The organism is Leptospira hartskeerlii (genome assembly GCF_002811475.1).
In the GTDB taxonomy this organism is placed as follows: domain Bacteria; phylum Spirochaetota; class Leptospiria; order Leptospirales; family Leptospiraceae; genus Leptospira_B; species Leptospira_B hartskeerlii.
Genome location: NZ_NPDL01000011.1, coordinates 100041 through 122865 on the forward strand (window position 1 = coordinate 100041; position 22825 = coordinate 122865).

Annotated in this window: 24 protein-coding genes; 5 read left to right on the forward strand and 19 right to left on the reverse strand. The window is 41.1% G+C overall.

Features of this window, described 5'->3' with window-relative positions; translation table 11 throughout:
- Nucleotides 1-14 precede the first annotated feature (14 nt).
- The 3 genes from CH352_RS17585 to CH352_RS17595 all read left to right on the forward strand — a co-directional run bounded on the left by CH352_RS17585 (nt 15) and on the right by CH352_RS17595 (nt 4343).
- Complete coding sequence (locus CH352_RS17585) at nt 15-1940, forward strand: glycoside hydrolase family 36 protein (protein ID WP_100706863.1); 1926 nt, start codon at nt 15-17, stop codon at nt 1938-1940.
- An 86-nt stretch (nt 1941-2026) separates the two neighbouring features.
- Entirely contained in the window at nt 2027-2488 is a 462-nt protein-coding gene (locus tag CH352_RS17590) for a putative lipoprotein (RefSeq protein ID WP_100706984.1), read from the forward strand.
- A 115-nt stretch (nt 2489-2603) separates the two neighbouring features.
- The gene (locus tag CH352_RS17595; RefSeq protein WP_243396325.1) at nt 2604-4343 is read left to right on the forward strand and encodes a hypothetical protein; all 1740 of its coding nucleotides are present in this window, start codon (nt 2604-2606) and stop codon (nt 4341-4343) included.
- Here CH352_RS17595 and CH352_RS17600 read toward each other — a convergent pair.
- The 3 genes from CH352_RS17600 to CH352_RS17610 are packed head-to-tail and all read right to left on the reverse strand — an operon-like array spanning nt 4332 to nt 7113.
- Nucleotides 4332-5435, reverse strand: a complete 1104-nt coding sequence (locus tag CH352_RS17600) for a SpoIIE family protein phosphatase (RefSeq protein ID WP_100706860.1) — start codon at nt 5433-5435, stop codon at nt 4332-4334. The genes CH352_RS17595 and CH352_RS17600 overlap by 12 nt on opposite strands.
- Nucleotides 5436-6251: a hypothetical protein gene (locus CH352_RS17605; RefSeq protein ID WP_100706859.1), complete on the reverse strand. Its 816-nt coding sequence runs from the start codon at nt 6249-6251 to the stop codon at nt 5436-5438. It abuts the gene before it with no gap.
- 4 nt (nt 6252-6255) lie between these two features.
- Nucleotides 6256-7113 carry a histone deacetylase family protein gene (locus CH352_RS17610; protein WP_423789698.1) on the reverse strand — a complete coding sequence of 286 codons (858 nt, stop codon included), beginning with the start codon at nt 7111-7113 and terminating at the stop codon, nt 6256-6258.
- A 152-nt stretch (nt 7114-7265) separates the two neighbouring features.
- On the opposite strand from CH352_RS17610, the gene pyk reads away from it, so the two are divergent.
- Together pyk and CH352_RS17620 are read left to right on the forward strand one after the other, a co-directional pair.
- Nucleotides 7266-8690 (forward strand): pyruvate kinase, encoded by a 1425-nt coding sequence (gene pyk / locus CH352_RS17615; RefSeq protein ID WP_100706856.1) that lies wholly within the window; start codon nt 7266-7268, stop codon nt 8688-8690.
- 10 nt (nt 8691-8700) lie between these two features.
- A complete protein-coding gene (locus CH352_RS17620; protein WP_100706854.1) occupies nt 8701-9102 on the forward strand; it encodes a hypothetical protein in 402 nt (133 codons plus the stop codon).
- Here the strand turns inward: CH352_RS17620 and CH352_RS17625 are convergent.
- From CH352_RS17625 to scpB, 16 genes are all read right to left on the reverse strand, one after another.
- The gene (locus tag CH352_RS17625) at nt 9099-9968 is read right to left on the reverse strand and encodes a mechanosensitive ion channel family protein (RefSeq protein WP_100706852.1); all 870 of its coding nucleotides are present in this window, start codon (nt 9966-9968) and stop codon (nt 9099-9101) included. The two genes, CH352_RS17620 and CH352_RS17625, sit on opposite strands and share 4 nt — an antisense overlap.
- Before the next feature lie 48 nt (nt 9969-10016).
- The gene (aroB, locus tag CH352_RS17630) at nt 10017-11111 is read right to left on the reverse strand and encodes a 3-dehydroquinate synthase (RefSeq protein ID WP_100706851.1); all 1095 of its coding nucleotides are present in this window, start codon (nt 11109-11111) and stop codon (nt 10017-10019) included.
- Nucleotides 11108-11569 carry an NUDIX domain-containing protein gene (locus CH352_RS17635; RefSeq protein WP_100706849.1) on the reverse strand — a complete coding sequence of 154 codons (462 nt, stop codon included), beginning with the start codon at nt 11567-11569 and terminating at the stop codon, nt 11108-11110. Before CH352_RS17635 ends, aroB begins: the two co-directional genes overlap by 4 nt.
- A gap of 1 nt (nt 11570) precedes the next feature.
- A complete protein-coding gene (gene rnc / locus CH352_RS17640; RefSeq protein ID WP_207766680.1) occupies nt 11571-12308 on the reverse strand; it encodes a ribonuclease III in 738 nt (245 codons plus the stop codon).
- 67 nt (nt 12309-12375) lie between these two features.
- The gene (gene acpP, locus CH352_RS17645) at nt 12376-12609 is read right to left on the reverse strand and encodes an acyl carrier protein (RefSeq protein ID WP_008594933.1); all 234 of its coding nucleotides are present in this window, start codon (nt 12607-12609) and stop codon (nt 12376-12378) included.
- Between the two features lie 436 nt (nt 12610-13045).
- Nucleotides 13046-13810 carry a 3-oxoacyl-[acyl-carrier-protein] reductase gene (gene fabG, locus CH352_RS17650; RefSeq protein WP_100706847.1) on the reverse strand — a complete coding sequence of 255 codons (765 nt, stop codon included), beginning with the start codon at nt 13808-13810 and terminating at the stop codon, nt 13046-13048.
- A gap of 105 nt (nt 13811-13915) precedes the next feature.
- Nucleotides 13916-14920 (reverse strand): phosphate acyltransferase PlsX, encoded by a 1005-nt coding sequence (gene plsX, locus CH352_RS17655; protein WP_100706845.1) that lies wholly within the window; start codon nt 14918-14920, stop codon nt 13916-13918.
- 5 nt (nt 14921-14925) lie between these two features.
- Complete coding sequence (gene rpmF, locus CH352_RS17660) at nt 14926-15126, reverse strand: 50S ribosomal protein L32 (protein WP_008593555.1); 201 nt, start codon at nt 15124-15126, stop codon at nt 14926-14928.
- A gap of 56 nt (nt 15127-15182) precedes the next feature.
- Nucleotides 15183-15812 carry an ATP phosphoribosyltransferase gene (gene hisG, locus CH352_RS17665; RefSeq protein ID WP_100706844.1) on the reverse strand — a complete coding sequence of 210 codons (630 nt, stop codon included), beginning with the start codon at nt 15810-15812 and terminating at the stop codon, nt 15183-15185.
- On the reverse strand, nt 15813-16550 hold the full coding sequence (locus CH352_RS17670; RefSeq protein WP_100706842.1) for a tetratricopeptide repeat protein: 738 nt from the start codon (nt 16548-16550) through the stop codon (nt 15813-15815).
- Between the two features lie 21 nt (nt 16551-16571).
- On the reverse strand, nt 16572-18254 hold the full coding sequence (locus tag CH352_RS17675; protein ID WP_100706840.1) for a 30S ribosomal protein S1: 1683 nt from the start codon (nt 18252-18254) through the stop codon (nt 16572-16574).
- A 30-nt stretch (nt 18255-18284) separates the two neighbouring features.
- Nucleotides 18285-18998: a (d)CMP kinase gene (cmk, locus tag CH352_RS17680; RefSeq protein ID WP_100706839.1), complete on the reverse strand. Its 714-nt coding sequence runs from the start codon at nt 18996-18998 to the stop codon at nt 18285-18287.
- Nucleotides 18995-20311, reverse strand: coding sequence for a 3-phosphoshikimate 1-carboxyvinyltransferase (aroA, locus tag CH352_RS17685; protein ID WP_100706836.1), 1317 nt, complete (start codon nt 20309-20311; stop codon nt 18995-18997). Before aroA ends, cmk begins: the two co-directional genes overlap by 4 nt.
- Complete coding sequence (locus tag CH352_RS17690) at nt 20292-21209, reverse strand: prephenate dehydrogenase (RefSeq protein ID WP_100706835.1); 918 nt, start codon at nt 21207-21209, stop codon at nt 20292-20294. Before CH352_RS17690 ends, aroA begins: the two co-directional genes overlap by 20 nt.
- Nucleotides 21206-22297: a prephenate dehydratase gene (gene pheA / locus CH352_RS17695; RefSeq protein ID WP_100706833.1), complete on the reverse strand. Its 1092-nt coding sequence runs from the start codon at nt 22295-22297 to the stop codon at nt 21206-21208. Before pheA ends, CH352_RS17690 begins: the two co-directional genes overlap by 4 nt.
- Entirely contained in the window at nt 22284-22823 is a 540-nt protein-coding gene (scpB, locus tag CH352_RS17700; protein WP_411550350.1) for an SMC-Scp complex subunit ScpB, read from the reverse strand. Before scpB ends, pheA begins: the two co-directional genes overlap by 14 nt.
- Nucleotides 22824-22825 lie beyond the last annotated feature (2 nt).

The following is a 22825-nucleotide window of genomic DNA, read 5'->3' on the forward strand; positions in this document are numbered from 1 at the left end:
ACCATCGTCCTAGAATGAAAGCAGTTTTGCGAACCCGTATCTATGAAGAAGAACAAAAGTCTCAGTTTGAGTTCCCTATGGGAAGGACCGAGACCAAGAGTGATTGCGGGAATTATAAGTTTTCCTTTAAATTAGTCAAATCACCCGGCAAATCCACGTATGCTCCCATTTTAGAATGGATAGCGGAAAGAAGACCTCCTGCAGGTTTAGAACTTTTGACCCTGGAATGGGAGCTCCCTTCACACGGGATCAAAGAAGGTAGAATTTTCCGACATGGATACCAATCCTGGAGTCTCTCCGCTTCTGAAAATTTAGAAGATGCGGACATTTCTCCTAAGTTGGGATTTTTACAGTACTCCCAAGAAAATATTTATTCGGAACATGAAGGGGAAGAAGGTAACTGGATCTCGGAAGCTTATGTTGTTCTTTTACCTAAAAACGAAGATTCAAAATTTTTTGCAGGAGCTGTTTCCAAAGGAGAAGAAGGAGTTAAGTTTAAAATTCTTACTTCCACTTCTTCCCAGAAAACCACTGAGAATTTTTTCAGCGGAGATATTCGAGTTGTGTATGATTTTTACCGCTTCGAAGATTTTAAAGGGAATAAACTTCCACTCACTCAGATCCGCGTTTCCAAATTCACAGGTGACGAAGCGATCTTCATAAAAAATTATTTTGCCGAACTTGCAAAAAATCTAAAAGTCAAACTTCCAGAAACACAAGTACCGACTGGTTGGTGTTCTTGGTATCATTACTATACCAAAATTTCGGAAAAGATCATTTTACAAAATTTGAAAGAACTCAGATCCAAAAATTTAGGATTAAAAGTTTTTCAAATAGACGACGGCTACCAGGCAGAGATCGGAGATTGGTTGGAAACGAATGATCGTTTCCCTGGTGGAATGGGCTTACTTGCAGAAGCGATCCGTTCCGAAAAATTGATGCCTGGGATCTGGCTGGCTCCATTCTTAGTACGTAAAAAATCCAAATTTTTCCAAAAATTCCCGGAAGCAGTTTTAAAAGACAGAGATGGAAATCCAGTACCAGCACTTTGGAATCCGAATTGGGGTGTAGATTATACTTATTGTTTGGATGTGACCCACCCTGCTTCCAAAGAATTTCTAGCAACAGTATTCAAAACCATAGTTAAAGAATACGGATACAAATACCTAAAGCTGGACTTCCTATATTCTGCATTGTTACCTGGCTGGACTTACGATCGTAGTCTATCACCTCATACTCGTTATGTGGAAGCTATTAAGTTCATCCGAAAAGTAGTCGGAAAGGATATATTCATCTTAGGCTGCGGAGCTCCAATGCTTCCTTCTGTCGGACTATTCGATGCGATGCGAATTTCCTGCGATGTGGCACCTTTCTGGTATAGAGAAAAATCCAGGATTTTAGTAAAAGATAGAAACGGACTCTGTACTGAAAGAGCGCTGATCAACGATATCACCAGAGCCTCTATGCATAGAACACTTTGGTTGAATGATCCTGATTGTCTGTTAGTTCGTAAAAAGAAAAACAGTATGACCGAAGCACAAACAAAGATCATGGCAAGTATCATGTCTGTCTCTGGAGGAATGTTATTCGTTTCCGACGATCTTTCTCTGGTGAACGATGATCGTTTGGAATTATTACGAAAAAGTTTAGCACTTCAATCCAAGTGTAGAGGAAAAACCCCTCTTCCAGTTGGACTCGGAACCGAATTTTTCCCGAGCGCTCTATACAATCCATCCGGTTATTTAGGGATTTGGAATCCAAGCGACGAAAAGAAAGAGATATCGCTCTCCTTATTTTTCCCTTGGGACAAGAAGAATTTGATAGATTATTGGACAGGAAAAAAACCTGACTCTATAGAGATAGATTCCCGTAAAAAAATTCTGAAAATTGAAATGGAACCTTGGTCAACAGTGGTCCTATATTCCGGAAAACAAAGTTGACTCTTACTGAATTCAGGGTGAGAATAGGCGCGAACGTGTCAGAAACTTTCTTCCAAAATTCGGAAGATCCAAGGCGAGGTACATCAATGAAATTTTTTCACAAAATTCTGGGAACAGGTCTACTTACATTCGGGATACTGCTCTCTCAAAATTGTTTTATAGATTCCATATCAAATTCACTTTCAAAATCTTCGGACTCACTACAAAGCATTTCCAACGCTGTGGTCTCCGTAGTATCTTCCGTTTCTTCCTCCTCCAAAGACGAGGCTGCTGAGAAAAAAGGATATAAAAGAGATGTGGAAAACCTAACCGCTTTCTATCTACAAACTGGATCTACTCGTTCTTCCGAATTTGAATCTGATTTAGCAGAACTCGCTTCTAAAAACGGAGTGATCAACTGGAAAAATTCAGAGAGTACTTACGTTTCCATCGGTAGAGGACTCAAAAAAGCGGGCGTTAGTGAAGAAGGTTTTAAAACTTTTGCTGCAAACGTAAATTTCAAACCTGAAATCGCAAAGGCTCTGGAAAGAGGCTATCTTTCCCTCTAATTTGAGATCAAGCGTGTGCAAGCGGCTCTTTTCCAAGGGTCGCTTACTTCTTCTTTTTTTAATTTTTCCCTTTTCCACTCTTCATTCCAAAGATAGCTTTTTAGATTTCATCTATGTGGATGCAAATACCGGACAATCCAGCGGCGGACATTCCGCACTTAGATTCGATGATACAGTCATCCATTTCCAATATTATCCTGACGAAATATTCAGAGTAGTCCGCGAATCCTACGAAAGATTTTCCTATTCATATAATACTTATTCTAATCGAACGAGTAAGATTGCCCGCATTAAAATTTCCGAAGAAGATTTAGACAAGATCAGGACCGGTTTCGAAAAACTAGCATTAATACAATTCAAACATATTAAAAATTTAGGATCTATTAGATCAGATGTGCAATTTCTAAAAGAACTCCAAACACCTGAAAAGAATATTAAAATAAGAACATTCGGTTATTTTAGAAAAGAAGAAGGAGCCAAACCTTCCTCTTTAAAGGAAGAGCTGGGATCTATCTTAGGCAAAGGCTGGCTTGGAAAACTTAGAACGCAGATCAAAAAAGAATTAAACTCCGCGTTACTCGAAGGAAAATTTACATTATTCTCCGAGTCACCTACCGTCCAAAACGGAACCTATCCTTTTTATAAGGAGGGAATTTCTTCTTGGTTTCTGCCCAGATTGGAAAAACTTTCCGTCTTGGAAATCCTAGATTTGGGATATTCCTTGGATCCTGAAACAATCTTTCTTTCCTCCGGAAAATCATTAAATGAAGAAGAAAAAGCAAAACTGATCTCTCTCAAAGAATCTCTCAAACTTTCTATTATTGAACTGCTCCAAGAAGAAAATTCAACCTGGGGTCATAGCGTACTCGTCAATCTTGCAAGATTTTTCGTTTTGGAGAAGAGTATACAAGAGCAGAGACTATACTTCTTAGTTACTTTCCCGGAATCTGTCTCACAGATTACCCCCACCACCTGGTCCAAAGACAAAAAAGTAGTCGAGGCAAGTTCAGATCTACTATTGGAAGCTTCTAAAACGTTTAGAGAAGAAAGACTAAACTCGGAAAATCTCACGGAAGAAAATTATCTCACCTGGGAAGATCTAGAAAATCGAGACTGGGAATTGAGAACAGGATTAAGCAGAGGGATCTCCATCCGAAATACTTTTGATAGACTTTCGCCCGATCTTTCGGGCAATTTTGTATTCTCATTTCCGACTCCGGAGCCTGAGATTATCTCGGAAAACTTGCTTCGTTCCGAACAGGAAGAAGTAAAATATTATGAGAACTTAAAACGTTTTTATACCTTCAAACTCATTACAAAGAACTGCACCTCAGAGATTTTTGATTCATTGGAATTTATCCTAAATGAGCAGGAATACCAAAACGTTTTAGGAAAAAGAATAGATCCGCATTCTTCTCTCACTTTTATTCCATTTATTGCTTACGATTCGATTACGGAAAAATGGAAAATAAAAGAAGAAACCTTAGAACTTTCTCATAGAAAGGCCGCCTTAGAAAAAATCTACGAATCGAATCCAAAATGGAAAACATATCTAAAAGAATCCAATGTTTTCAGTTCTAGCATCTACCAAACGAATCCGGATGATCATATGTTCGTATTTTTTACGGATGATGTAATTCTGCTCAGACCGATCTATGGGATCGTAAATTTGGGCTGGGGGATCGGAAATTTTGCTATAGGAATATTCACTAGTCCGTTTGACAAAGGAAGAAGAGCGCAAAACGGATTACAATCCGCGTTCTTCTCCTTGCCTGAATTAGTATTTTTTAATATTCGAAAAGGTTCCTTTCCAGGTGCAAAACCTCTTCGTTCAGAAAGAAGATCAGAGCCTTAGAAGTAAATAACTGGAATCGTCCCTGAATTCTCTAGTAGGCAAACTTACCTTACTGAAAGTGTTGATTGCTTCTTGGTAATCTTCTATACTTAAACCTTTTTTTCGGACATCTTCCAGCTCTTTAAATAGAGGACTGGAAAGACTGTTCAATAGTCCGTCACTGTATAAGAATAAAACATCTCCAGACTCATAAGGGATCTCATGAGACTCGAATTCTAAAGCGTCCATAATCCCAAGTAGCTGACCCGATTTTTCGTTTAGGAGTTTTTGCCCGGCAGCCTGGTATAAGACAGGAAAAGGATGACCTCCCCTTGCATAACAGATTGTCTTTTTTCCCAGATCGATCACCGCAACTGCAGCAGTAAGACTATGAGTCCCTATTTCTTGGGCAAGTTCCAGGTTCATTCTTTTCAGAACATGAGAAGGGTCCTGGTTTTCTTTGTAAGCTTCTCTTGCTATGCTCGTCATGAGAAGTCCGATGAGTCCGGAAGTCACTCCATGATCCTCAATATCTCCGAGAAGGACCATTACCTTGTTCTCAATTTTAGAAAGTACATAAAAGTCCCCGCTCACGTAAGAAGCCGGGGTATTGTCCACTACTACTTCCAGGGGGGAAATTACCGGAACGGAAAGGATCTTTTTCTGGATCTTAGAGGCAAGCCTCAGATCTCGCATGATATTTTCGTCCCTCGCTTCCTTCTCCTTTAGTAAAGTATAATAGTCTAATGCTCTTTGGACCGCTATGCGGACCGTTTGGAGGGAGAACGGTTTTAAAAGAAAATCAGATGCTTTATGAGTGAGAGAAGTCACCACATTATTGATATCCCTTTCGCCGGTCATCATGATGACTTGGGTGGCGGGATTCAAATTTTTGAAATAAGGTAGGACGTCCAACCCGCTGGTTTTAGGCATGTGGATGTCCAGGAAGACGATAGGATTGGTTTCTTTTTCGAAATACTCCTTACCCTTCTCCACTGAATCAAAAAAAGTAGAATTGTAACCTAATTTGGAGAGAAGAATTTCCAGCGCCTCTCCTACGTCCCGATCGTCGTCTATGATCAGAATTTCAGGTTTAATCGTAATTGATGTCATCTAATCGATCCTAGAAAATTCCCGGGTCTCGGAAATTCTGGCAACCATAGAATCATACTGTTCGTCGAACAAGGATTTTTCGAGAAACGGATTGGTCGCGGACACCATTTCTCCGTAACTCCAAGAGTATACTGCAGAGGTCTGACGATCTAAAATTTTTCCGGAATGGATGGCTCCGGAGAGAGATCTCAGATTTTCTTTTTTAAAACATCTGAGTAGTGCCCTAAATTCTCCTTCTTTTTCAGGAGATAAATATCTGAAATTTTTATGAAATAGCACTGCGTCGTGAAAATATTCGGGAATATTGAAAGCGCCCGCGGCCCCAATCTTTCCGGAAAGTAAACGGATAAAAGAAGTGATCTCGTTCATGATATTCAGACCGGGATATTCTTGGCCTTCGAATAACTTTTTCTTTTCTCCTAATTTCCCAAGTTTTACGTTTTGGCTTAAGAGCCAATCTATATAGATCATCGGAAAAGATTCGTTAATCTTTTTAAAAAGAAAGTCGGAAAATTTTAGTCTCATATGGACCAAGGTTTCGTTCTCTTCGGTTTTGATATAGATCCGATTATCTACTTCCGAAATTCCATGGATCTCTAATTTAGTTTTTTGGAATCCTCTGAACTGTAACATTTCGAACATTCCGGATTGTTCCAAAAGTTCCTGCACATCCTTAGTGGAAAATCGATTGAATAGAGTATCTTCTATCCCTAAATGTGTTTTGAATTCTCTGTTTACATCGATAAGACCTAATGCCTCTGGATCGATATAACTCTGGCCTGATGCGGATTTATCTGAACCGGAAAATATGCTCATGTAATTAAATTAAAGAAGCGAAAACCCTGATCGTATTAAAATGGATACGGACAGTGTCATGGAAATTTCTTGCGTAACCGCCTGCTGGCATAACCACCACAGGGATTTCCAAAGAATCCGCAAAAGTTTTTACCATTTTATCTCTTGCCTTCAAACCGTCGAAAGTAAGCTTCAGATCCCCCAAAGAATCGTCCTCGAAAGGATCCGCACCCGCAAAATAATAGATCAGATCCGGTTTGAATTCTCTTTGGATCTTCTCCAAACCTTCTTGCAAACGAGTAAGATAAGCTTTATCACCTGTCCCTTTATCCAAAGGTATATCCAGATTGGACTCCTCTTTTTTAGGATATAAATCTTCTTGGTGCATGGAAAAAGTCCAAACCGAACGATCTCCATGGAAAATTCTAGCGTTCCCGTTTCCTTGATGAAGATCCAAATCTATAAATAAAACCTTTCTTTCCGGATGTTTTTGCAGATAAAGTTTTGCGGCGATTGCAGCATCGTTCAGATAGCAAAATCCTTCTGCGCGATCCGGCATACTATGATGGAAACCTCCACCGATATGATACACGTATTTATAATTTTCGGTCATCTCCGTCGCGAGAATGGTCCCACCCACTCCTAAACAAAAACTTCTGACCATGGTTTGGTTGAGGGGAAGTTCCGAATACATGGTCCTGTCCGTATATCTCAAATTCATAAAATCGGAAATAAACTCGGGAGTATGGACTAGGCTTAATTCTTCGGCTCCGACAGGTGCAGGCTGAAGGGCAGGCAAAGAAGAAAGTTTCGGATCTTCCTTGACTTGATTGTATATCATTGCGTATTTACGTGCGGGGAATACGTGGGGACCCAGGTCCATATTGTATTCCGGATGATAAACTAAAGCGAGCCGTTCTAACAGTTGGCGCAATTGGGTGTGCCTTTTTTTTCCCAAGCTTACCCTTCCGTTTCGCCCCGTAAAGAACGAAATAGCATTCTTAAATACGTCCAAATTTTCGGAGGTTCCCATTCATGTTTAGCCCGGAAAAAAAAACCAAAATGGTCTGCACCATCGGTCCTTCTTCCTCAGATGAAAATATTATCACCGCACTTCTCCGAGCCGGAATGGACATCGCGAGAATGAATTTCTCTCACGGCACTCACGAAGTTCACAAAAAAGTTTTTGAAACTTTACGAAAATGCGAATCCGAGTCCGGCGTTCCTCTCGGCATCATGGCGGATCTGCAGGGACCAAAAATCAGAACCGGAAAACTCCGGGTTCCCCAAGTCGAATTAGAAAAGGGAAACAAGATCAGACTTTTACCCGACGCGGAATATTTAGGGGACTCCGAGGCGGTCGGCACTACCTACCCTGCCATGATAGAAGATCTTCGTTCGGGAGACAAACTTTTAGTAGATGACGGTAAACTCGTACTAGAAGTCGAATCCAAATCAAGCAAAGAAGCCGTTTTAAAAGTTATAATAGGAGGAATTCTAAAAAGCAACAAAGGAATTAATTTACCGGGAACTCCTATCTCCGCGCCCGCACTTTCCGAAAAAGATCTACTAGATCTGAAGTTTGCACTAAATTTAGGAGTAGATTACGTCGCATTAAGTTTTGTAAGACGCGCCTCGGACTTAGAACTTGCCCGCGAAATGATGAGAGGGACCCAAACCGGACTCATAGCCAAAATAGAGAGGCCGGAAGCAATCCGTAATATAGACGAAATTTTAGAAGCCGCAGACGGGATCATGATCGCAAGAGGAGACCTGGGAGTAGAAGTGGAAACAGAAAGAGTTCCGGTCTTACAAAAAGAACTCATCTATAAAGCAAACAGAGCAGGTAAACCTGTAATCACAGCCACTCAAATGTTGGAATCCATGGTGGACAATCCGAGACCAACCAGAGCGGAAGCGAGCGATGTTGCAAATGCAGTCATGGACGGAACAGACGCAGTCATGTTGTCCGGCGAATCAGCGAGCGGAAAATATCCTGTGGAATCCGCAGAGATGATGGCAAAGATCCTAAGAGAAACTGAAAACTTAGATCGTATTTATGAAATTCATTGGAACTTAAAAAAATCCGAATTAGAAATAGAAAGAGCAGCACTCGGTTCCGCCGCAAGAGAGATCGCACATAGTATCAATGCAAAAGCAATCGTGAATTTTACAAGAAGTGGATATTCTGCTTTGATCACTTCGGAAATGAGACCTAAGGTCCCTATCCTCTCTTTTACTCCTTACTTGGCCACCGCAAGAAAGATGAAATTATATCGTGGTGTCCAACCTTACGTTATGCCATTTATGGAAACCTTTTTTGATATGATCCGCTATATGGAAACAAAACTTCCGGAAGATGGAATGTTAACGCCGGGAGATATAGTAGTCATTCTTTCCGGCGCACCGGGCGGAGAAGCGAAATCCGTGGACTTTTTACAAATTTATAAAATACGATAGAGGGACGATCATGATCAAATATATTCTAAGCTGGTTCCTTCTTCTTTTAGCTGCACTATTAAACGCTGCAATCCGAGAATTAGCCTATAAAGATTTTTTCGAAGAACATCTCTCTCACCAGATCTCCGTTTTTACAGGGCTCTTTCTTATCTCCATACCGATATTGTATATTTCCAGAAAATGGCCCTTTAAAGACAGAGTTCAAGCTTTCGTCGTCGGACTTATCTGGTGTTTTATGACGGATCTTTTCGAATTCTTAATGTTTTTTCGAGTTTCTGAAAATCCATATAAGGCTTTTCTAAAGGTCCATAATATTTTCGCAGGGGAATATTGGATCTTGATCCTAATTTGGCTCGTGATCTGTCCTATACTGTTTTACAGATCCGATTCCAGATCGATCAAGATAAATTAAAGAATACGAATTCCAGCCTCTGCAAATTCTTTCAGGACTTCCCTGGATATCCTTGCCTTCTGGTTTCTTTTTTCTTTGATATGGGTCAGATAACGAAGGGAGAATAATACTCCTCCTTCTTCCACACCTATGTATACGATAGGTGTGGTCTTACCTAAACGGACCAGATAATTTTTAGAAAGTTCTCTAACTGAATAATCGATCTTATGTTGGTCGATCACGGATCCATTCTTCAGGATACCGTTCAAAATTTTTTCTGCAGCTTCCCAGTCAGAACCATGGGGAATCTTGATCTTGAACTCATCCCAAACAAATCCTAATTTTTCCTTAACTACATATACTTTATGAAGAATGATCGTATGATTCGGAAGATGCACCAAACGATTCGTGGATTGTTCCGACTTAGGATCTTGGCTTAACTCCATGAGAGTAAATCTGTTGATCCCAATATTGACTACATCACCTTTTACACCTTCTATCTCGATTCGGTCCCCTACTTCGAAACCGTTGCTACCGTGTATAAGCAACCAGCCAACATAATTTAAAGTGATATCTTTTAAGGAGATTACTATACCTGCTCCCGCAAGACCCATCACTGTAGGAAGATAAGACAGACCGGAAAAAATTACGGGTAGAAGGGATACTGCTCCCACAACTACAAATAGGATCCGAGTCACTCTTCTACGATTATACCTGACAGAATTATCCGCAGGAGGACTGATCCTATCAAAACTCAAAACGAAAGTTTTATAAACGATCACTAAGGTCAGGATAAAATACACGACCAGAATGAACTCTTCCGTGATGGTTCTTTCCTTCGAGTTTAGAAGGGAAATCGGATTTAAGAGCCGAAGTATTTCTTCCATGATAAGAGAACCAGGCTAAAGAAACTCTAAGCTAAGGCAAGGCGAATTCTAATCCATTTTCTTCTGCTTTCTAAAAGCGGAAGCTATCTCTTCTAACTCGATTGGAATGTCCCAAATCGGATTCCCGGGAGATTGAAGAAGAACAAACCGAACTGAGTTTCCCACGTTCTTCTTATCATGAAGAGTGTGTTTAGCTACCTGAGTAGACTTACTTTTATCATGATACGGAAGATCATATGATTTCAGGATTTTTTTCAAGTTCTCAATCCAAGAAACATCCAGTCCTTGCTTTTCAGTCGAAAGAATGATCGCAGTCAAAAGTCCTATGGAAACCGCTTCTCCATGAGAATATCTTCTATAATTTGCGAGGGACTCTATCGCGTGAGCGGTGGTATGCCCCAGATTCAGGACTTTTCTCAAGCCTGTTTCTCTTTCGTCCTGGGAAACTATATTAGACTTATATAAAATAGAGCCTACGATCAATTCCAAAAGTTCCGGAGAAGTATGGTCGTAGACGGATTTATCGTTCGAGCGGACCTTCTCCAGATATTCTCCTCCGGATAAAAGACCGTGTTTTACGATCTCGGCCATCCCGCATCTCCATTCTCTTTTAGGTAAAGTAGACAATGCTATTAGAGGTAGATATACAAACTCAGGCTGGTAGAAGGAGCCGATCATGTTTTTTCCAAGATCGGCGTTTACCGCTACTTTTCCACCTACGGAAGAATCTACGGAGGCAAGTAAGGTTGTAGGAATTTGTGCGAAACGTATTCCTCTTTGGAATGTGGAAGCGATAAATCCAGCAAAGTCACCTACTACTCCGCCGCCTAATGCAAGGATCAAACTTTTGCGGTCCGCTCCCAGTTCTATCAGTTTATTATAAACTTCTGCGGTGCGAAGAATGTGTTTATTCTTTTCTCCACCTTTGATATAAATTTCGTGATATGGAATTCCTAGATCGGAAAGTTCAGATTCGTAAAACTTGGAAAATAATCCCGAAAGTTTTCTTTCCGTAAGTATAAATATGGAAGATACAGGATAAAATCTTTTGATCGTTTCTCCAAGACCTCTAAAGTCGGAATGGATCTGTACTTTGTATTCTTTAGAAAAAGCTCTGATCTGTACTTCCCGGATAGGATTCATTTATCATATACCCATTGGCTTCGTATAAAAGGAGCCGGTTTGTATTTTCCGGAAGAAAGAAATGCCTTAATATCCGGTCTTATATCCATTTCTAAAACCGCACCCAAAGGAAAATAGCCGAATCCTGTGATTGCTTTTTCTTTCAGGTTCACTTCCGGGTCCTGTTTTTTGACGGTAGCCAAGAATACTAATTGGAGAAGATGACGATTTCCTTTCGGATCAATGGACTCGTTCAAAAATAAAAAATTTGCGCTGGTGATATCGAGAGAAAGTTCCTCTTTCAGTTCTCTTCTCAGAGCGTCTTCTGCGCTCTCTCCGAATTCAATTCCGCCGCCCGGCAATAACCAATAATAGGCATCCTTCTTTTTTTGCTGCAAAAGAAGGATCTCTCCCTTACGATTTCGGATCAAAGCGGCCACTCTGACCCTTAAACCTTTCTTTTTAAAAAAGAATTCCATATTAGATTTCAATCTTTAAGGCCTTTAATAATTGTTTCGCGGCGTCTTGTTCCGCGAACTTTTTATTCTTTCCCTTACCTTCCGCAGAATGTTTACCCCGGATAGATACGCTAACGTAAAATGTTTTTTCGTGATCCGGCCCGACCTCTTTCAGTAATCTGTAAGAAGGTAGAAGTTTGAATTTTTTTTGGCAAATTTCCTGGAGGATGGACTTATAATCCGTAGCCTCTTTTACCTTATCGGAATTTTTAACGTAATCTATAAGATGTTCGAGTATAAACTTCTCTGCCGCTTCCATTCCCTGGTCTAAATAAACAGCACCGACCAAGGATTCGAATAGGTTGGCCCCTAATTTTTTTTGAGCGCTCCCCTGGCCTTCTCCTTTTCCTAATAAAACATAAGAGGCTAGACCCAACTTTTCACTGAGTCCGTTTAACATTGCGGTAGAAACCAAGGTGGCTTTTTTCCTGGAAAGTTCTCCTTCATTTGCAGAAGGATTTGTTCTGTATAAATATTTTGCGACCACGAGTCCTAAAACTGAATCCCCTAAGAACTCTAATCTTTCGTTGTCTTCTTTATACTGAGGATTTTCATTTCTGAAAGAACTATGTATGAAAGCGATTTCTAAATAGGAAACTTTATTAAATTTTAAACCAAGTGCGGACGCAAGTAGAGAAGGATCCTTTCTATTTTTAGGATCAGTCTTGTTTTGATTTTGATTGTGCTTTTTTTTTATCAAAGGATTTTGATAAAAGGGAAGGAAGAAAGACTTCCGAGTTCCCGTAAGAACCCGGAGGTCTAGTCAATTAGGACTTTAGAGTGTCGATGAACTTAATTACGTCTCCGACGGTTTGGATCTTTTCAGCATCCTCATCGGAAATTTCAACGCCAAACTCTTCTTCAAGAGCCATAACGAGTTCAACTGTGTCAAGAGAGTCTGCACCAAGGTCATCAATGAAGTGTGCTTCAGGAGTCACTTCAGACTCATCCACTCCAAGTTGCTCAACGATAATAGACTTAATCTTTTCGAAATCTGCCATTTGTTTCCTCCGTACCACCAAAGTGGTATGTAAGTTTTAGTTAGGTTTAGAATCGGGGATGAATTCATCCACCGATTTTTAAACATTTTTTTCTCAAATGTTTTGGCAAGCGATAACGGATTGAAACCGGGAAAAAAACAGAATATTATATTCATAATTTTTTCAAAGAAGATGTTCTATAACTTACGTATTGGATCGACTCGGTTGGATCAAAAATTCCGGCTCCGCCCCGTATTCAAATAATCAAAAAGTCACATTTCTAATATTAGATCTTGAGACTGTTCTCGATCATTTGTTCGAACGCCGTTCGGATTTATAATTTTATGGAACATTACGAGAATCTTTCTAAGAAAGGATTTATTGGTTCTGCAAAAAAACAAAAGCCCGGAAAATTCCGGGCTTTCTACCTTACCTATTCAGATTAAGATCCGAATAATTAAGCTTGGACTCCTGGAAGGAATCCCCCACCGTTCACTTCGATCAATTGTCCTGTAATGAATGAGGAAAGATCGGAAGCTAGGAACGCGATTGTATTCGCGATATCATCCGGTTGTCCTGCTCTTTTCAAAGGGATCGCGGCCACCATCGCAGTACGGATCTTTTCAGGGATCGCGTCCGTCATTTCGGTAGCTATGAATCCTGGAGCGATCGCATTACAACGGATCTTACGACCAGCCATCTCCAGAGCGGTTGCTTTAGTCAAACCGATCACACCTGCTTTAGAAGCGGAGTAGTTAGTTTGTCCGATATTCCCGTTCACTCCCGCGATGGAGGAAAGGTTGATAATCGATCCACCGTTCGGATTTTTTGCCATAAATTTAATAGCAGCTTGTGTACAATTAAAAGTTCCAGTCAGGTTTACTGCAATTACAGCGTCCCACTGTTCCTGTTTCATTCTGAGCATAAGAGTGTCTTTAGTGATACCAGCATTGTTCACTAGGATATCTATTGAGCCGAAATTATCCACAACAGCTTGGATACCTGCTTGAGCGGATTCCGCATTTGCTACGTTTACGGAAACTCCGATTGCTTTTACACCAGTAGCTTTTGCGATCTCGGCCGCAGTAGCTTTACTTGCCTCTTCATTTAAGTCGGCAATGACAACGTTTGCGCCTGCTTGCGCGAGTTTAAGAGCGGTTGCTTTACCGATTCCACGGGCAGCCCCGGTAATAATGGCGTTTTTGCCTTTCAAATCGATCATTGGTTTTTTCCTTACCAGATAATGCGGTTAGCGTATTTTTCGAGCCTGGGGGGTCAAGTGATTCTGGGTGTAGCGTTCACCTTGGAGTAGGCGAAAGAGAGAATATTAGAACTTTGCTTTCTCTATATCTTCTTTAATTCTTTGGTTCACGTCCCTTTCGGCACATTCTACCACTACTCTGATCGCGTTTCGGACCGCATGTGCGTTAGAAGAACCGTGTCCGATCAAACAGGTTCCTTCTACGCCAAGAAGAAGTGCTCCGCCATACTCTGCGTAATCCAATCTTTTCTTGATCGCAGTGAATGTAGGTTTAAGAAGAAGTGCTCCTGTTTGCGCAAGGCTAGACTGAGCGATACTTTCTCTGAGTACGGCAAAAATGGATTTGGAGAGACCTTCTGTTGCTTTCAGGACAATGTTTCCTACGAAGCCGTCACAGACTACAACGTCGACATCCCTTCCTCCACCGTAAAGATCTCGTCCTTCTACGTTTCCTACAAAGTCGATCGGTAACTTTTTAATATATTCGAATGCCTTTACTGTGACTGAGTTTCCCTTCTTATCTTCTTCTCCGTTGGATAAGATCCCAACCTTCGGTTTATGGATATTGAAGATAAGCCTGGAATAGATCTCTCCCATGATCGCGAATTGAGCCAAATACTCAGGCTTACAATCCACGTTTGCACCGGCATCTAAAAGAAGTGTAGGAGCTCCTTTCTCTCTTGGGATGGGAGCAGCAATAGGAGGTCTAAGAACTCCGGAAATTCTTCCTAGATATAATAACGCAGCCGCCATAGTAGCACCTGTATTTCCCGGAGAGAACATTCCAACGCAGGTTTTATCTGCGACTAGTTGAGCCGCCTGCACAACGGAAGAATCTTCCATCGCACGCACTGCAATGGAAGGAGAATCGTTCATACCTATGATCTCACTGGCGTGAACAATCCTGATCTTGTTTGTATCGTATTCGTATTTGAGGAGGGTCTCGCTGATATCTTCTTCTTTACCAACGAGTATGACGTTTCTGCCGTCTTGATTTACCGCGTTAACGGCACCTTCTACGATCCTGTCAGGACCGTAGTCGCCGCTCATTGCATCGACGGCGACCCACATATTGATTAGTTCTCTTCGCTAGTCTTCCTGACTTTCGGTTCCACCACTACACGGTCTTTGTAAAAACCGCAAACAGGGCAGATTCTATGTGGAGGTCTGAAGGAATTACAGTTCGGGCAAGGAACTAGATTCGGTTTGCCGATCGCATGATGGGCCCGTTTCATCCTCACTTTTGATTTAGATTTTCGTCTCTTAGGAACTGCCATTGTTTTTCTCTATAGATAAGGTCGATTTACGACTATGTTTTTTTTAAAGCCGGAATTCACAACCGTTTTTCAGTCAAAGCAAAGGAATCTAGGAATTCCCCAACTTCTGCCCGTTTTGTGTATAATGCAGAGCGGTTGAAGACCAATCTGGCTGTGGATTCCATAATAACTTCGATCTCTTCCAGATTATTGGCTCTGAGAGTGCCGCCAGTGGATACCAAATCCACGATACAGTCGGATAACCCGACTAAGGGAGCGAGTTCAATACTTCCGTAAAGTTTAATCACCTCGCAGTTGATCCCCTTTTTCAGGAAGAAGTCCTTGGCGATATTAGGATATTTTGTCGCTACGCGGACCTTTCTTTCCCCAGAGCTAAGACTCCAACCTTTCGGAGCTGCCACTGAAAGTCTGCATTTTCCGATCCCTAAGTCTAAGGGCAGAAGAAGATCGTAACCACCTTCCAATAATACATCCCATCCCACGATGCCGGCATCCGCAGAGTTTTGTTCCACGTAAGTCGCCACGTCTTGGGAACGGACTAGTAAAATACGGACCTTTCCTTTCGCGTCTTTATATATAAGTTCTTTGGAATCAGGATCGGGACGGCCAGAAAGCCATCCCCTTTCGAGCATCAGTTCTATGCTCTCTTCGGCAAGCCGTCCTTTCGGAAGGGCCAAAGTCAGCATTTAGTTTCCCTGGCTGCTTTTTAGTAGAAGATAAGTAGCTAATTCTCTAACTGATTTAAATTCTTCGGAAGGAGAAGCGATGTCTTGGTCTAAAACCTTTTTAAGTAGATCGACTGCTTCTTCTTTCTTGCCGTTTTGAAGTTTCAAACGGCCTGCTTGGTATAGGCTCCAAGCGTAGAATCCGGCTACATTCTTACGGCTACTTAAAAGAGAAACGGAAACTCCGAAATCGGATTCTGCTTCCGCAAGCTGGTTCGCACTTTCTCTATAGTTTCCTGCGATATAAAAATAGTAAGCCTTCACTTCCGGAAGTTCGTCTATTTTTTTACCCGCAAATTCTAACTTCTCTGCCGCTTTTTGGTATTCTCCATTTTTAGCGTATAGATCTCCCAAAGTTTTGGCAAGTCTGATATCTAAAGAAGGAGAGCTATAAGTAGAAGCAATACTTTCGTATTTTTTGATCTTATCGGTGATCTCGGTCATAGGAGAAAGAGCCAGCTCCTTCTCCACTTTTTCGATAGCGAGAGTTCCCTTGCGAAATTGTTCCGCTCTGTATTCGTTCCAGCTAACTACAGTTAATACGGTTACGAATAAAACTCCTACTCCGAAAAGAACCTGCTTTTTATTCTCTCCAATCTTAGAGAATAAAATCGCAAAAAATCTTTCTGCTCCGGTAAGACCTGGATACGGATCAATATCCTGAATAGATGCGCCAGTTTTAGGTTCGAATCGTTTCATCCAAAACTCCGAGAGTCGTCCTTATTTTAAGGAAGAATTGATAAAGCTGCCTAAACTTTCTCTGGAAGGAGTGTCGGAAGTTTTCAAATACTTCGCCATCTCTTCTCTTTCTAAGGCTTTGTCGAAATCCTTGATAGACAAAGAGATCTTCTTGTTTTTGGAATCGATCTTAACGACTGCACATTTTACGATATCGCCAGGCTTATAAGATTCAGCTAAGTTAGTGTCTTTTCCGCCAGGGATCTCGGAGATGTGAACAAGTCCTTCGAAACCAGGTTCGATTTCTACGAACATACCGAAGTCAACGATGCTCTTGATCTTACCTTGAACAACAGAACCGATAGGATAACGATTTCTTAATGCTTCGTAAGGATGTTCTTGTAGTTGTTTTAATCCGCAAGAGATCCTTTGTGCATCAAAATTAATGTCTAGGATGATGTATTTAACATCCTCTCCTTTTTTCAGAAGAGAAGTTGGGTTCTTTTGTTTTTCGTCCCAAGTGATATCGCTGATGTGGATCAGACCTTCGATGCCGTTTTCTACTTCTACGAATGCACCGTATTTAGTAATGCCGGTTACTTTTCCGGTCAGAACATTTCCAACTCTAACTTCAGGACCTAAAGCGTCCCAAGGATTCGGTTGAAGTTGTTTTAAACCTAAAGATAATCTTCTGCTTTCGAAGTCGATATCGAGGATCAGAGCTTCTACTTCTTGTCCTTTTTTTAGAAGTTCTTTTGGATGAGGAGGTTTTTTAGCCCAGGTCAATTCGGAAGTATGAATTAAACCTTCTAAACCTTCTTTCAATTCTACGAATGCACCAAAGTTGGTGAGAGAAGTAACAGTTCCACGGATGACCATGTCTTTTTCCAAAGAACGTTTTGCCCAAACCCAAGGATCTTCATACAGTTGTTTGAGTCCTAAAGCGAGTTTGTTATTTTCCTTTTCCATTTCGAGAACTTGAAGTTCGATCTCTTGTCCGATGGTGAAGTATTGTTTGAATGGTGCGAATTTTTTATAAGAGATATCTCTTTGTCTGAGAAGTCCTACAACTCCTTCCAGATCACAGAAAACTCCGAAGCTTGCAATTTTGGAAACGGTTGCTTTAACCTTGTCTCCAACCTTTACTTTAAGAGCGAGTGCGTCCCATTTTTCGTTATTCACTTCGTCTAGAAGTTTTTTTCTGGAAACAACTCCGGAGCGGGTGCGTTCGTTTACCTCGATTACTTTAAAATCGAGTTCTACACCTTTATAATTTTCTCCATCGGAGAATTTATAGCTAAGTTGAGAAGCTGGAAGGAAAAGTTCAGAACCTTCTACGTTAACGATGTAACCTTTTCCCTTGATCTCGTTTACCAAACGTCCGCTGACTTGGTAATTATTTTTGAATGCGTCTTTAACAACTTCCCAACCTTTTCGTTGGTCGGCTTCTTTTTTAGAAAGGACACATCCAGAGTCGGTAGACTCTTTTCTTTTTACAAGTGCCGTAACTACAGATCCGATTTCCGGTTTTTCGTCGAACTCGGAGCGAGGAATTCTTCCCTCTTGTTTCAATCCTTCGATTGCCACATAGACGTTATCGTTGTCTACGGATACGACTTTACCTTCGACCACTTGGTCTTTGCGAATTTCGGCTTCGTCGTTTTTCTTTTCTTCCCACTGTTTGAAAACTTCTGCAAAAGTGGACTTGTCTTGTTGGCTACTCATACGGATTGAAATACTCGGTGTTGATTGGGATTAGTGCGAATCGTTATAAATGCCAGAGTCTAGGCACCCAAGGATCTTACTAATTACACTATTTTTTGGCAGGTTATCCGTGTCAATGAGGATTGCGTCCTCTGCTTTCCGGAGAGGGGCGATTTCCCTTTCGGTATCGGATTTGTCACGGATCACGATCTCTTTTTCGATTTCTTCTAAATCCGAACGAATACCTTGCTCTAATAATTGATTATATCTTCTTTCGGCCCGAACTCTGGAAGAAGCGGTCAAAAAGAATTTGTAACGAGCGTCCGGAAATACGTGCGTACCTATGTCTCTACCGTCCATTACCAAACGATGAGTCTGAGAAAGTTTTCTCAATTGGGAATTTACGAACTCTCTAAATACCGCTTTGTCAGCGATATATTTAATCTCTCTTGTGATCTCTGGAGTTCTGATATCTGTGGAAACATCCTCTCCATTTAAGAAGATTCTGTTCTCCCCTGTTTCTGAAAATTCGCAGAAAATTTCTACACCTTCAGTGAGTGGTAGGAACTCCTTACCGGACAACCAATCCGAAAAGGAAATAGAAGAGTTTTTGGATACATAGATCTTAAAAATATGAAGTGTTAACGCACGGTAGAATGCTCCTGAATCCAGATATTCGAATCCAAGCTTTTTGGAAAGTTCACGAGCCACTGTACTTTTGCCTGTTCCGGCAGGCCCATCTAATGCGATCACGTTTTCCGTCATTGCGTAAAACCTTCTAATAAAGATTCGAACCCGGGAAAGGAAGTTTCAATCCAAGAAGTTTCGTCGGGACGAATTTCCAAACCGCTCACTGCTTTCAAGATCATAAAACTCATTGCGATCCTATGATCCATCTTAGTAAAGATATTCACTGAGTTTCCGGAAAGCCAGGAAGAAAGTTCGGAAGAATGTACGCTGGAACCAATTTCAGGGATCTCATACCCATCCGGATATTCATGCACTGTGATCCCAAGATTTCGAAGATTTTCCACCATGGCGGAAATACGATCCGATTCTTTTGCACGCAGTTCTTCTGCATGACGAATAATAAATCCACCTTTTGCAAAAAGACCTGCAATCGTTAAGATAGGGATCTCATCAATAAGAGAAGGGATCCATTCTTCTTTAATTTCAGAAAAACGTAAATTAGAAGAAACAGCTTCCAGATCTCCTACAGGTTCCCCACATTCTATCCTTTTGTTATGGACCAAAATTTTTGCACCCATCGCTTCGAGCGCATGAAGAATTCCGATGCGAGAAGGATTTAATCCAACATTCTTCACAAGAACAGAACCTTCTTTTAATAGTACTCCTAGCACTAAGAAAAATGCTGCAGAAGAAATATCTCCCGGCACCTTAAATTCCTTCGCTTCGAAAGTATAAGGAGGTTCCATTTTAAAATGAGTGGGAGAAAAATAAGTCAGTTTATTTCCCAAAAACCGAAACATATTCTCAGTGTGGTCTCTGGAAAGAATATCTTCTTCGTATTCCAAAGAAGTTTCGGAAGCCATTGCGGCCAGCATCAAACAAGATTTTACCTGAGCGGAAGCGATCGGGCTTTTATAATGGAAGTCGGATAGTTTTTTTCCGACAATTTCCAGAGGTGCCTTGTCGTCCTTTCCTGAGATAGAAGCTCCCATAGAACTTAAAGGTTTTATAATACGGGACATCGGCCTTTTTTGAAGTGAATGATCTCCAGTTAAGGTAGCCTTAATTCCTTGGAGCCCACAGAGTAATCCTGCAGATAATCTGATACCAGTTCCTGCATTACCGAAATCTAAAACTTCCTTAGGAGACTGAAGAGCATTCTTACCGGGGCTCGTAAAAACATATTCTCCCTTTGAGACCTTCTCCACTTTCAACCCGAGCCCCGTGAAAGCTTTCATCGTATTTAAAGGATCTTCTGCTTCCAAAAACCCGGAAACATGGGAAGCCCCTTTGGATAATACGGAGAATAATACGCTTCTATGAGAAAGAGATTTATCTCCCGGAACTGTGATCTCTCTTCCGGAAGAATTAAGGATTCTTGGAATCATTTTGTTTCTTTAAAATTGCGTCCCTATCGATACGAGATTTTTCCATGAAGGACTCCCAATGTTTTAGGTCGAGCGGCTTTTCAGGTTTTAATTCCAAAAGAAGTTTATCCAATCTTTCTTTATAGTCCAAAAGCGCCTTATAGATCTCCTCTTGGTTAGAAGAAAAAATCGGTGACCACATTTTAGGATTAGAGCCTGCAATTCTGGTCATGTCCCTAAAACCTCCACCGGTCAAAGGCAAAGGAGAATTTTGGGTAAATTCCCTTACACACCCGTTTTCCCAAACCCAATTTGTCATGAGAGAAGATATCAAATGAGGAACATGAGATACGTAAGACAGGATTTTGTCATGTTCATGTGCAGGAATTTCAGTTGTAGACATTCCTAAAAATTTCCAAAAACTTTCTATCTCTGAATAAGCCTCGTCGGTCGCACCTGAAGGTTTCGTTAAAATACAAAGTCTGTTTTCGTATAAATCTACATTCGCGAATTCTAATCCGGATTCTTCGGATCCACACATAGGATGAGAAGAAATATATCGATGTTCTCCTTTCAGAACCGACTCCACTGCGTGAACGATCTCTTGTTTAGTGGAACCCATATCAGTCAAAAGGCCCTTAAATCCGGAAGGAAGTTTAGAGATCACTTCAACAGTAGTATTGACTGGAACCCCGAAAACGATCAGGTCGTATGATTCCCAATCAGGAGATTTGGAAAATTCTTCAGAAGTAAAAATTTTATCCGCTGATTTAAGACGGATCCCCTTCTCCTTACTGGAAAGTGATCCTACCACTCCCACAATCTCCGCGGAAGAGTTCTTTTTTCGTAAGGCCAAAGAAAGGGAGGCGCCCATCATTCCTAGGCCATAAATCAAGATTCGAGAAAATTCGGCTTTCACGGGTTAGGTGGAGAGATCGGATAAGATCCCAAAATCCTAAGATAGATTGTGTTTTCTTTTAATACATTTAGAACTTCTTCGATCAGAGGATCCTTTTTATGACCTAAGAAATCTATGAAGAAGTTATACTCCCAGGAAGTCCTGCGTGTAGGTCTGGATTCTATCTTGGTCATATTGATCCCTTTATCAAAGATAGGTTTTAATACTTTGTACAAAGAGCCTGGTTTATCCGGGATAGAAAACACTACAGAAGTTTTATCGTTTTTAGTAGGAGGACATTGGTTTTTACCGATGATCAGAAATCTCGTAGTGTTGTCCGACATATCTTCGATAGATTCTCGGACTAGATCCAGACCATAAATTTCAGCAGCGATGGAAGAAGCTATTGCAGCACATGCATCCTTCTTCTCCGCAACAATACTTGCAGCTCTAGAGGTAGAAGGAGTTTCCGAAACTTCTACATGAGGAAGGTTTGCGGCGATCCAATTCCTGCATTGAGAATTTGCGATCTTGATACCGTATAAGGTTTTGATCTTAGAAAGATCATGTTCGAATCCTAAGAGATTCAAATGTATCTTAAGATAAATTTCAGAATAAATATTTAGATCAGAAACCAAGAACTGATCCAAAGTGGAGTTCACAAGTCCTTCGGAAGAATTTTCTACAGGAACAACTCCGTAATCAACTTTATCAGTTTCCACCGCGCGGAAAACTTCCGGGATAGAAGGAAATTCAGTAGCCTCGACTGAAGTTCCGAATCTTGCGCGAACTGCTTGGTGAGAAAAAGATCCTTCCGGTCCCAGATAACCGATCTTTAAACCCTTCTCCACCGAGAAGGATCCGGACATGATCTCTCTGTAAATTGCAATCAGGACCTTGTCAGGGAGAGGTCCTCCGTTCAGTCCAAGGATCTTTTCATACACATCCTTTTCTCTGTCGGGACGATAGATAGGCTCGTTACTCTCTCTTTTGAGTTCTCCGATCTCGGAAGCAATCTCCGCTCTGGCCTGGATAGCCTTTACGATTTCTTTGTCCAGGGAATCTATCTTATCCCGGAACTCTTTCAGTTTGTCGTTATTCTTGGCCATTCTCTATCAAATCATCCAGGTTTTCGAATTTTAATTCCTTCACTTCCACAGGGGCAGGTAAATCGGTCAGTTTATTTAATCCGAAATGTATCAAAAAGTCCTTAGTGGTTCCGTATAATGCAGGTCTTCCCGGAACTTCTTTATTACCGACAGGTTTAACAAGTTTTTTAGATATGAGAGAAGTTACCATCGCTCTGGAAGATACTCCTCGTATATCATCAATTTCAGATAATGTAATCGGTTGCTTATACGCAATGATCGCGAGAGTATCCAAACTGGAACGGGAAAGTTGCTCTCTCTTCTTCTCTTTGAAGAGTCTTGCTAAAATTTCAGAATATTTTTCGTTCGTAGAAAATTGATAAGCGCCAGCGATCTCCCTAAGAACGAATCCTCCGTCCTTCTCTTGGTAATCCAAGATCAGCTCGTCTAATATATCACGAGCTTCCTGTTTTTCGCAGTCTATGGATTTTGCGATACTGGCTAGTTTAAGCGGCTCTCCGGAAAGGAAAAGCAGCGCTTCTATCAGTC

Coding starts and splice junctions, on each gene's coding strand:
- CH352_RS17670 (WP_100706842.1), bottom strand. CDS start 16,550: ATGAAACGATTCGAACCTAAAACTGGCGCATCTATTCAGGATATTGAT.
- CH352_RS17625 (WP_100706852.1), bottom strand. CDS start 9,968: ATGGAAGAAATACTTCGGCTCTTAAATCCGATTTCCCTTCTAAACTCG.
- CH352_RS17590 (WP_100706984.1), top strand. CDS start 2,027: ATGAAATTTTTTCACAAAATTCTGGGAACAGGTCTACTTACATTCGGG.
- CH352_RS17620 (WP_100706854.1), top strand. CDS start 8,701: ATGATCAAATATATTCTAAGCTGGTTCCTTCTTCTTTTAGCTGCACTA.
- plsX (WP_100706845.1), bottom strand. CDS start 14,920: ATGTGGGTCGCCGTCGATGCAATGAGCGGCGACTACGGTCCTGACAGG.
- CH352_RS17635 (WP_100706849.1), bottom strand. CDS start 11,569: ATGGAATTCTTTTTTAAAAAGAAAGGTTTAAGGGTCAGAGTGGCCGCT.
- CH352_RS17675 (WP_100706840.1), bottom strand. CDS start 18,254: ATGAGTAGCCAACAAGACAAGTCCACTTTTGCAGAAGTTTTCAAACAG.
- CH352_RS17605 (WP_100706859.1), bottom strand. CDS start 6,251: ATGAGCATATTTTCCGGTTCAGATAAATCCGCATCAGGCCAGAGTTAT.
- cmk (WP_100706839.1), bottom strand. CDS start 18,998: ATGACGGAAAACGTGATCGCATTAGATGGGCCTGCCGGAACAGGCAAA.
- aroA (WP_100706836.1), bottom strand. CDS start 20,311: ATGATTCCAAGAATCCTTAATTCTTCCGGAAGAGAGATCACAGTTCCG.
- acpP (WP_008594933.1), bottom strand. CDS start 12,609: ATGGCAGATTTCGAAAAGATTAAGTCTATTATCGTTGAGCAACTTGGA.
- hisG (WP_100706844.1), bottom strand. CDS start 15,812: ATGCTGACTTTGGCCCTTCCGAAAGGACGGCTTGCCGAAGAGAGCATA.
- CH352_RS17610 (WP_423789698.1), bottom strand. CDS start 7,113: ATGGACCTGGGTCCCCACGTATTCCCCGCACGTAAATACGCAATGATA.
- rpmF (WP_008593555.1), bottom strand. CDS start 15,126: ATGGCAGTTCCTAAGAGACGAAAATCTAAATCAAAAGTGAGGATGAAA.
- pyk (WP_100706856.1), top strand. CDS start 7,266: ATGTTTAGCCCGGAAAAAAAAACCAAAATGGTCTGCACCATCGGTCCT.
- fabG (WP_100706847.1), bottom strand. CDS start 13,810: ATGATCGATTTGAAAGGCAAAAACGCCATTATTACCGGGGCTGCCCGT.
- CH352_RS17600 (WP_100706860.1), bottom strand. CDS start 5,435: ATGACATCAATTACGATTAAACCTGAAATTCTGATCATAGACGACGAT.
- CH352_RS17585 (WP_100706863.1), top strand. CDS start 15: ATGAAAGCAGTTTTGCGAACCCGTATCTATGAAGAAGAACAAAAGTCT.
- pheA (WP_100706833.1), bottom strand. CDS start 22,297: ATGGCCAAGAATAACGACAAACTGAAAGAGTTCCGGGATAAGATAGAT.
- aroB (WP_100706851.1), bottom strand. CDS start 11,111: ATGAATCCTATCCGGGAAGTACAGATCAGAGCTTTTTCTAAAGAATAC.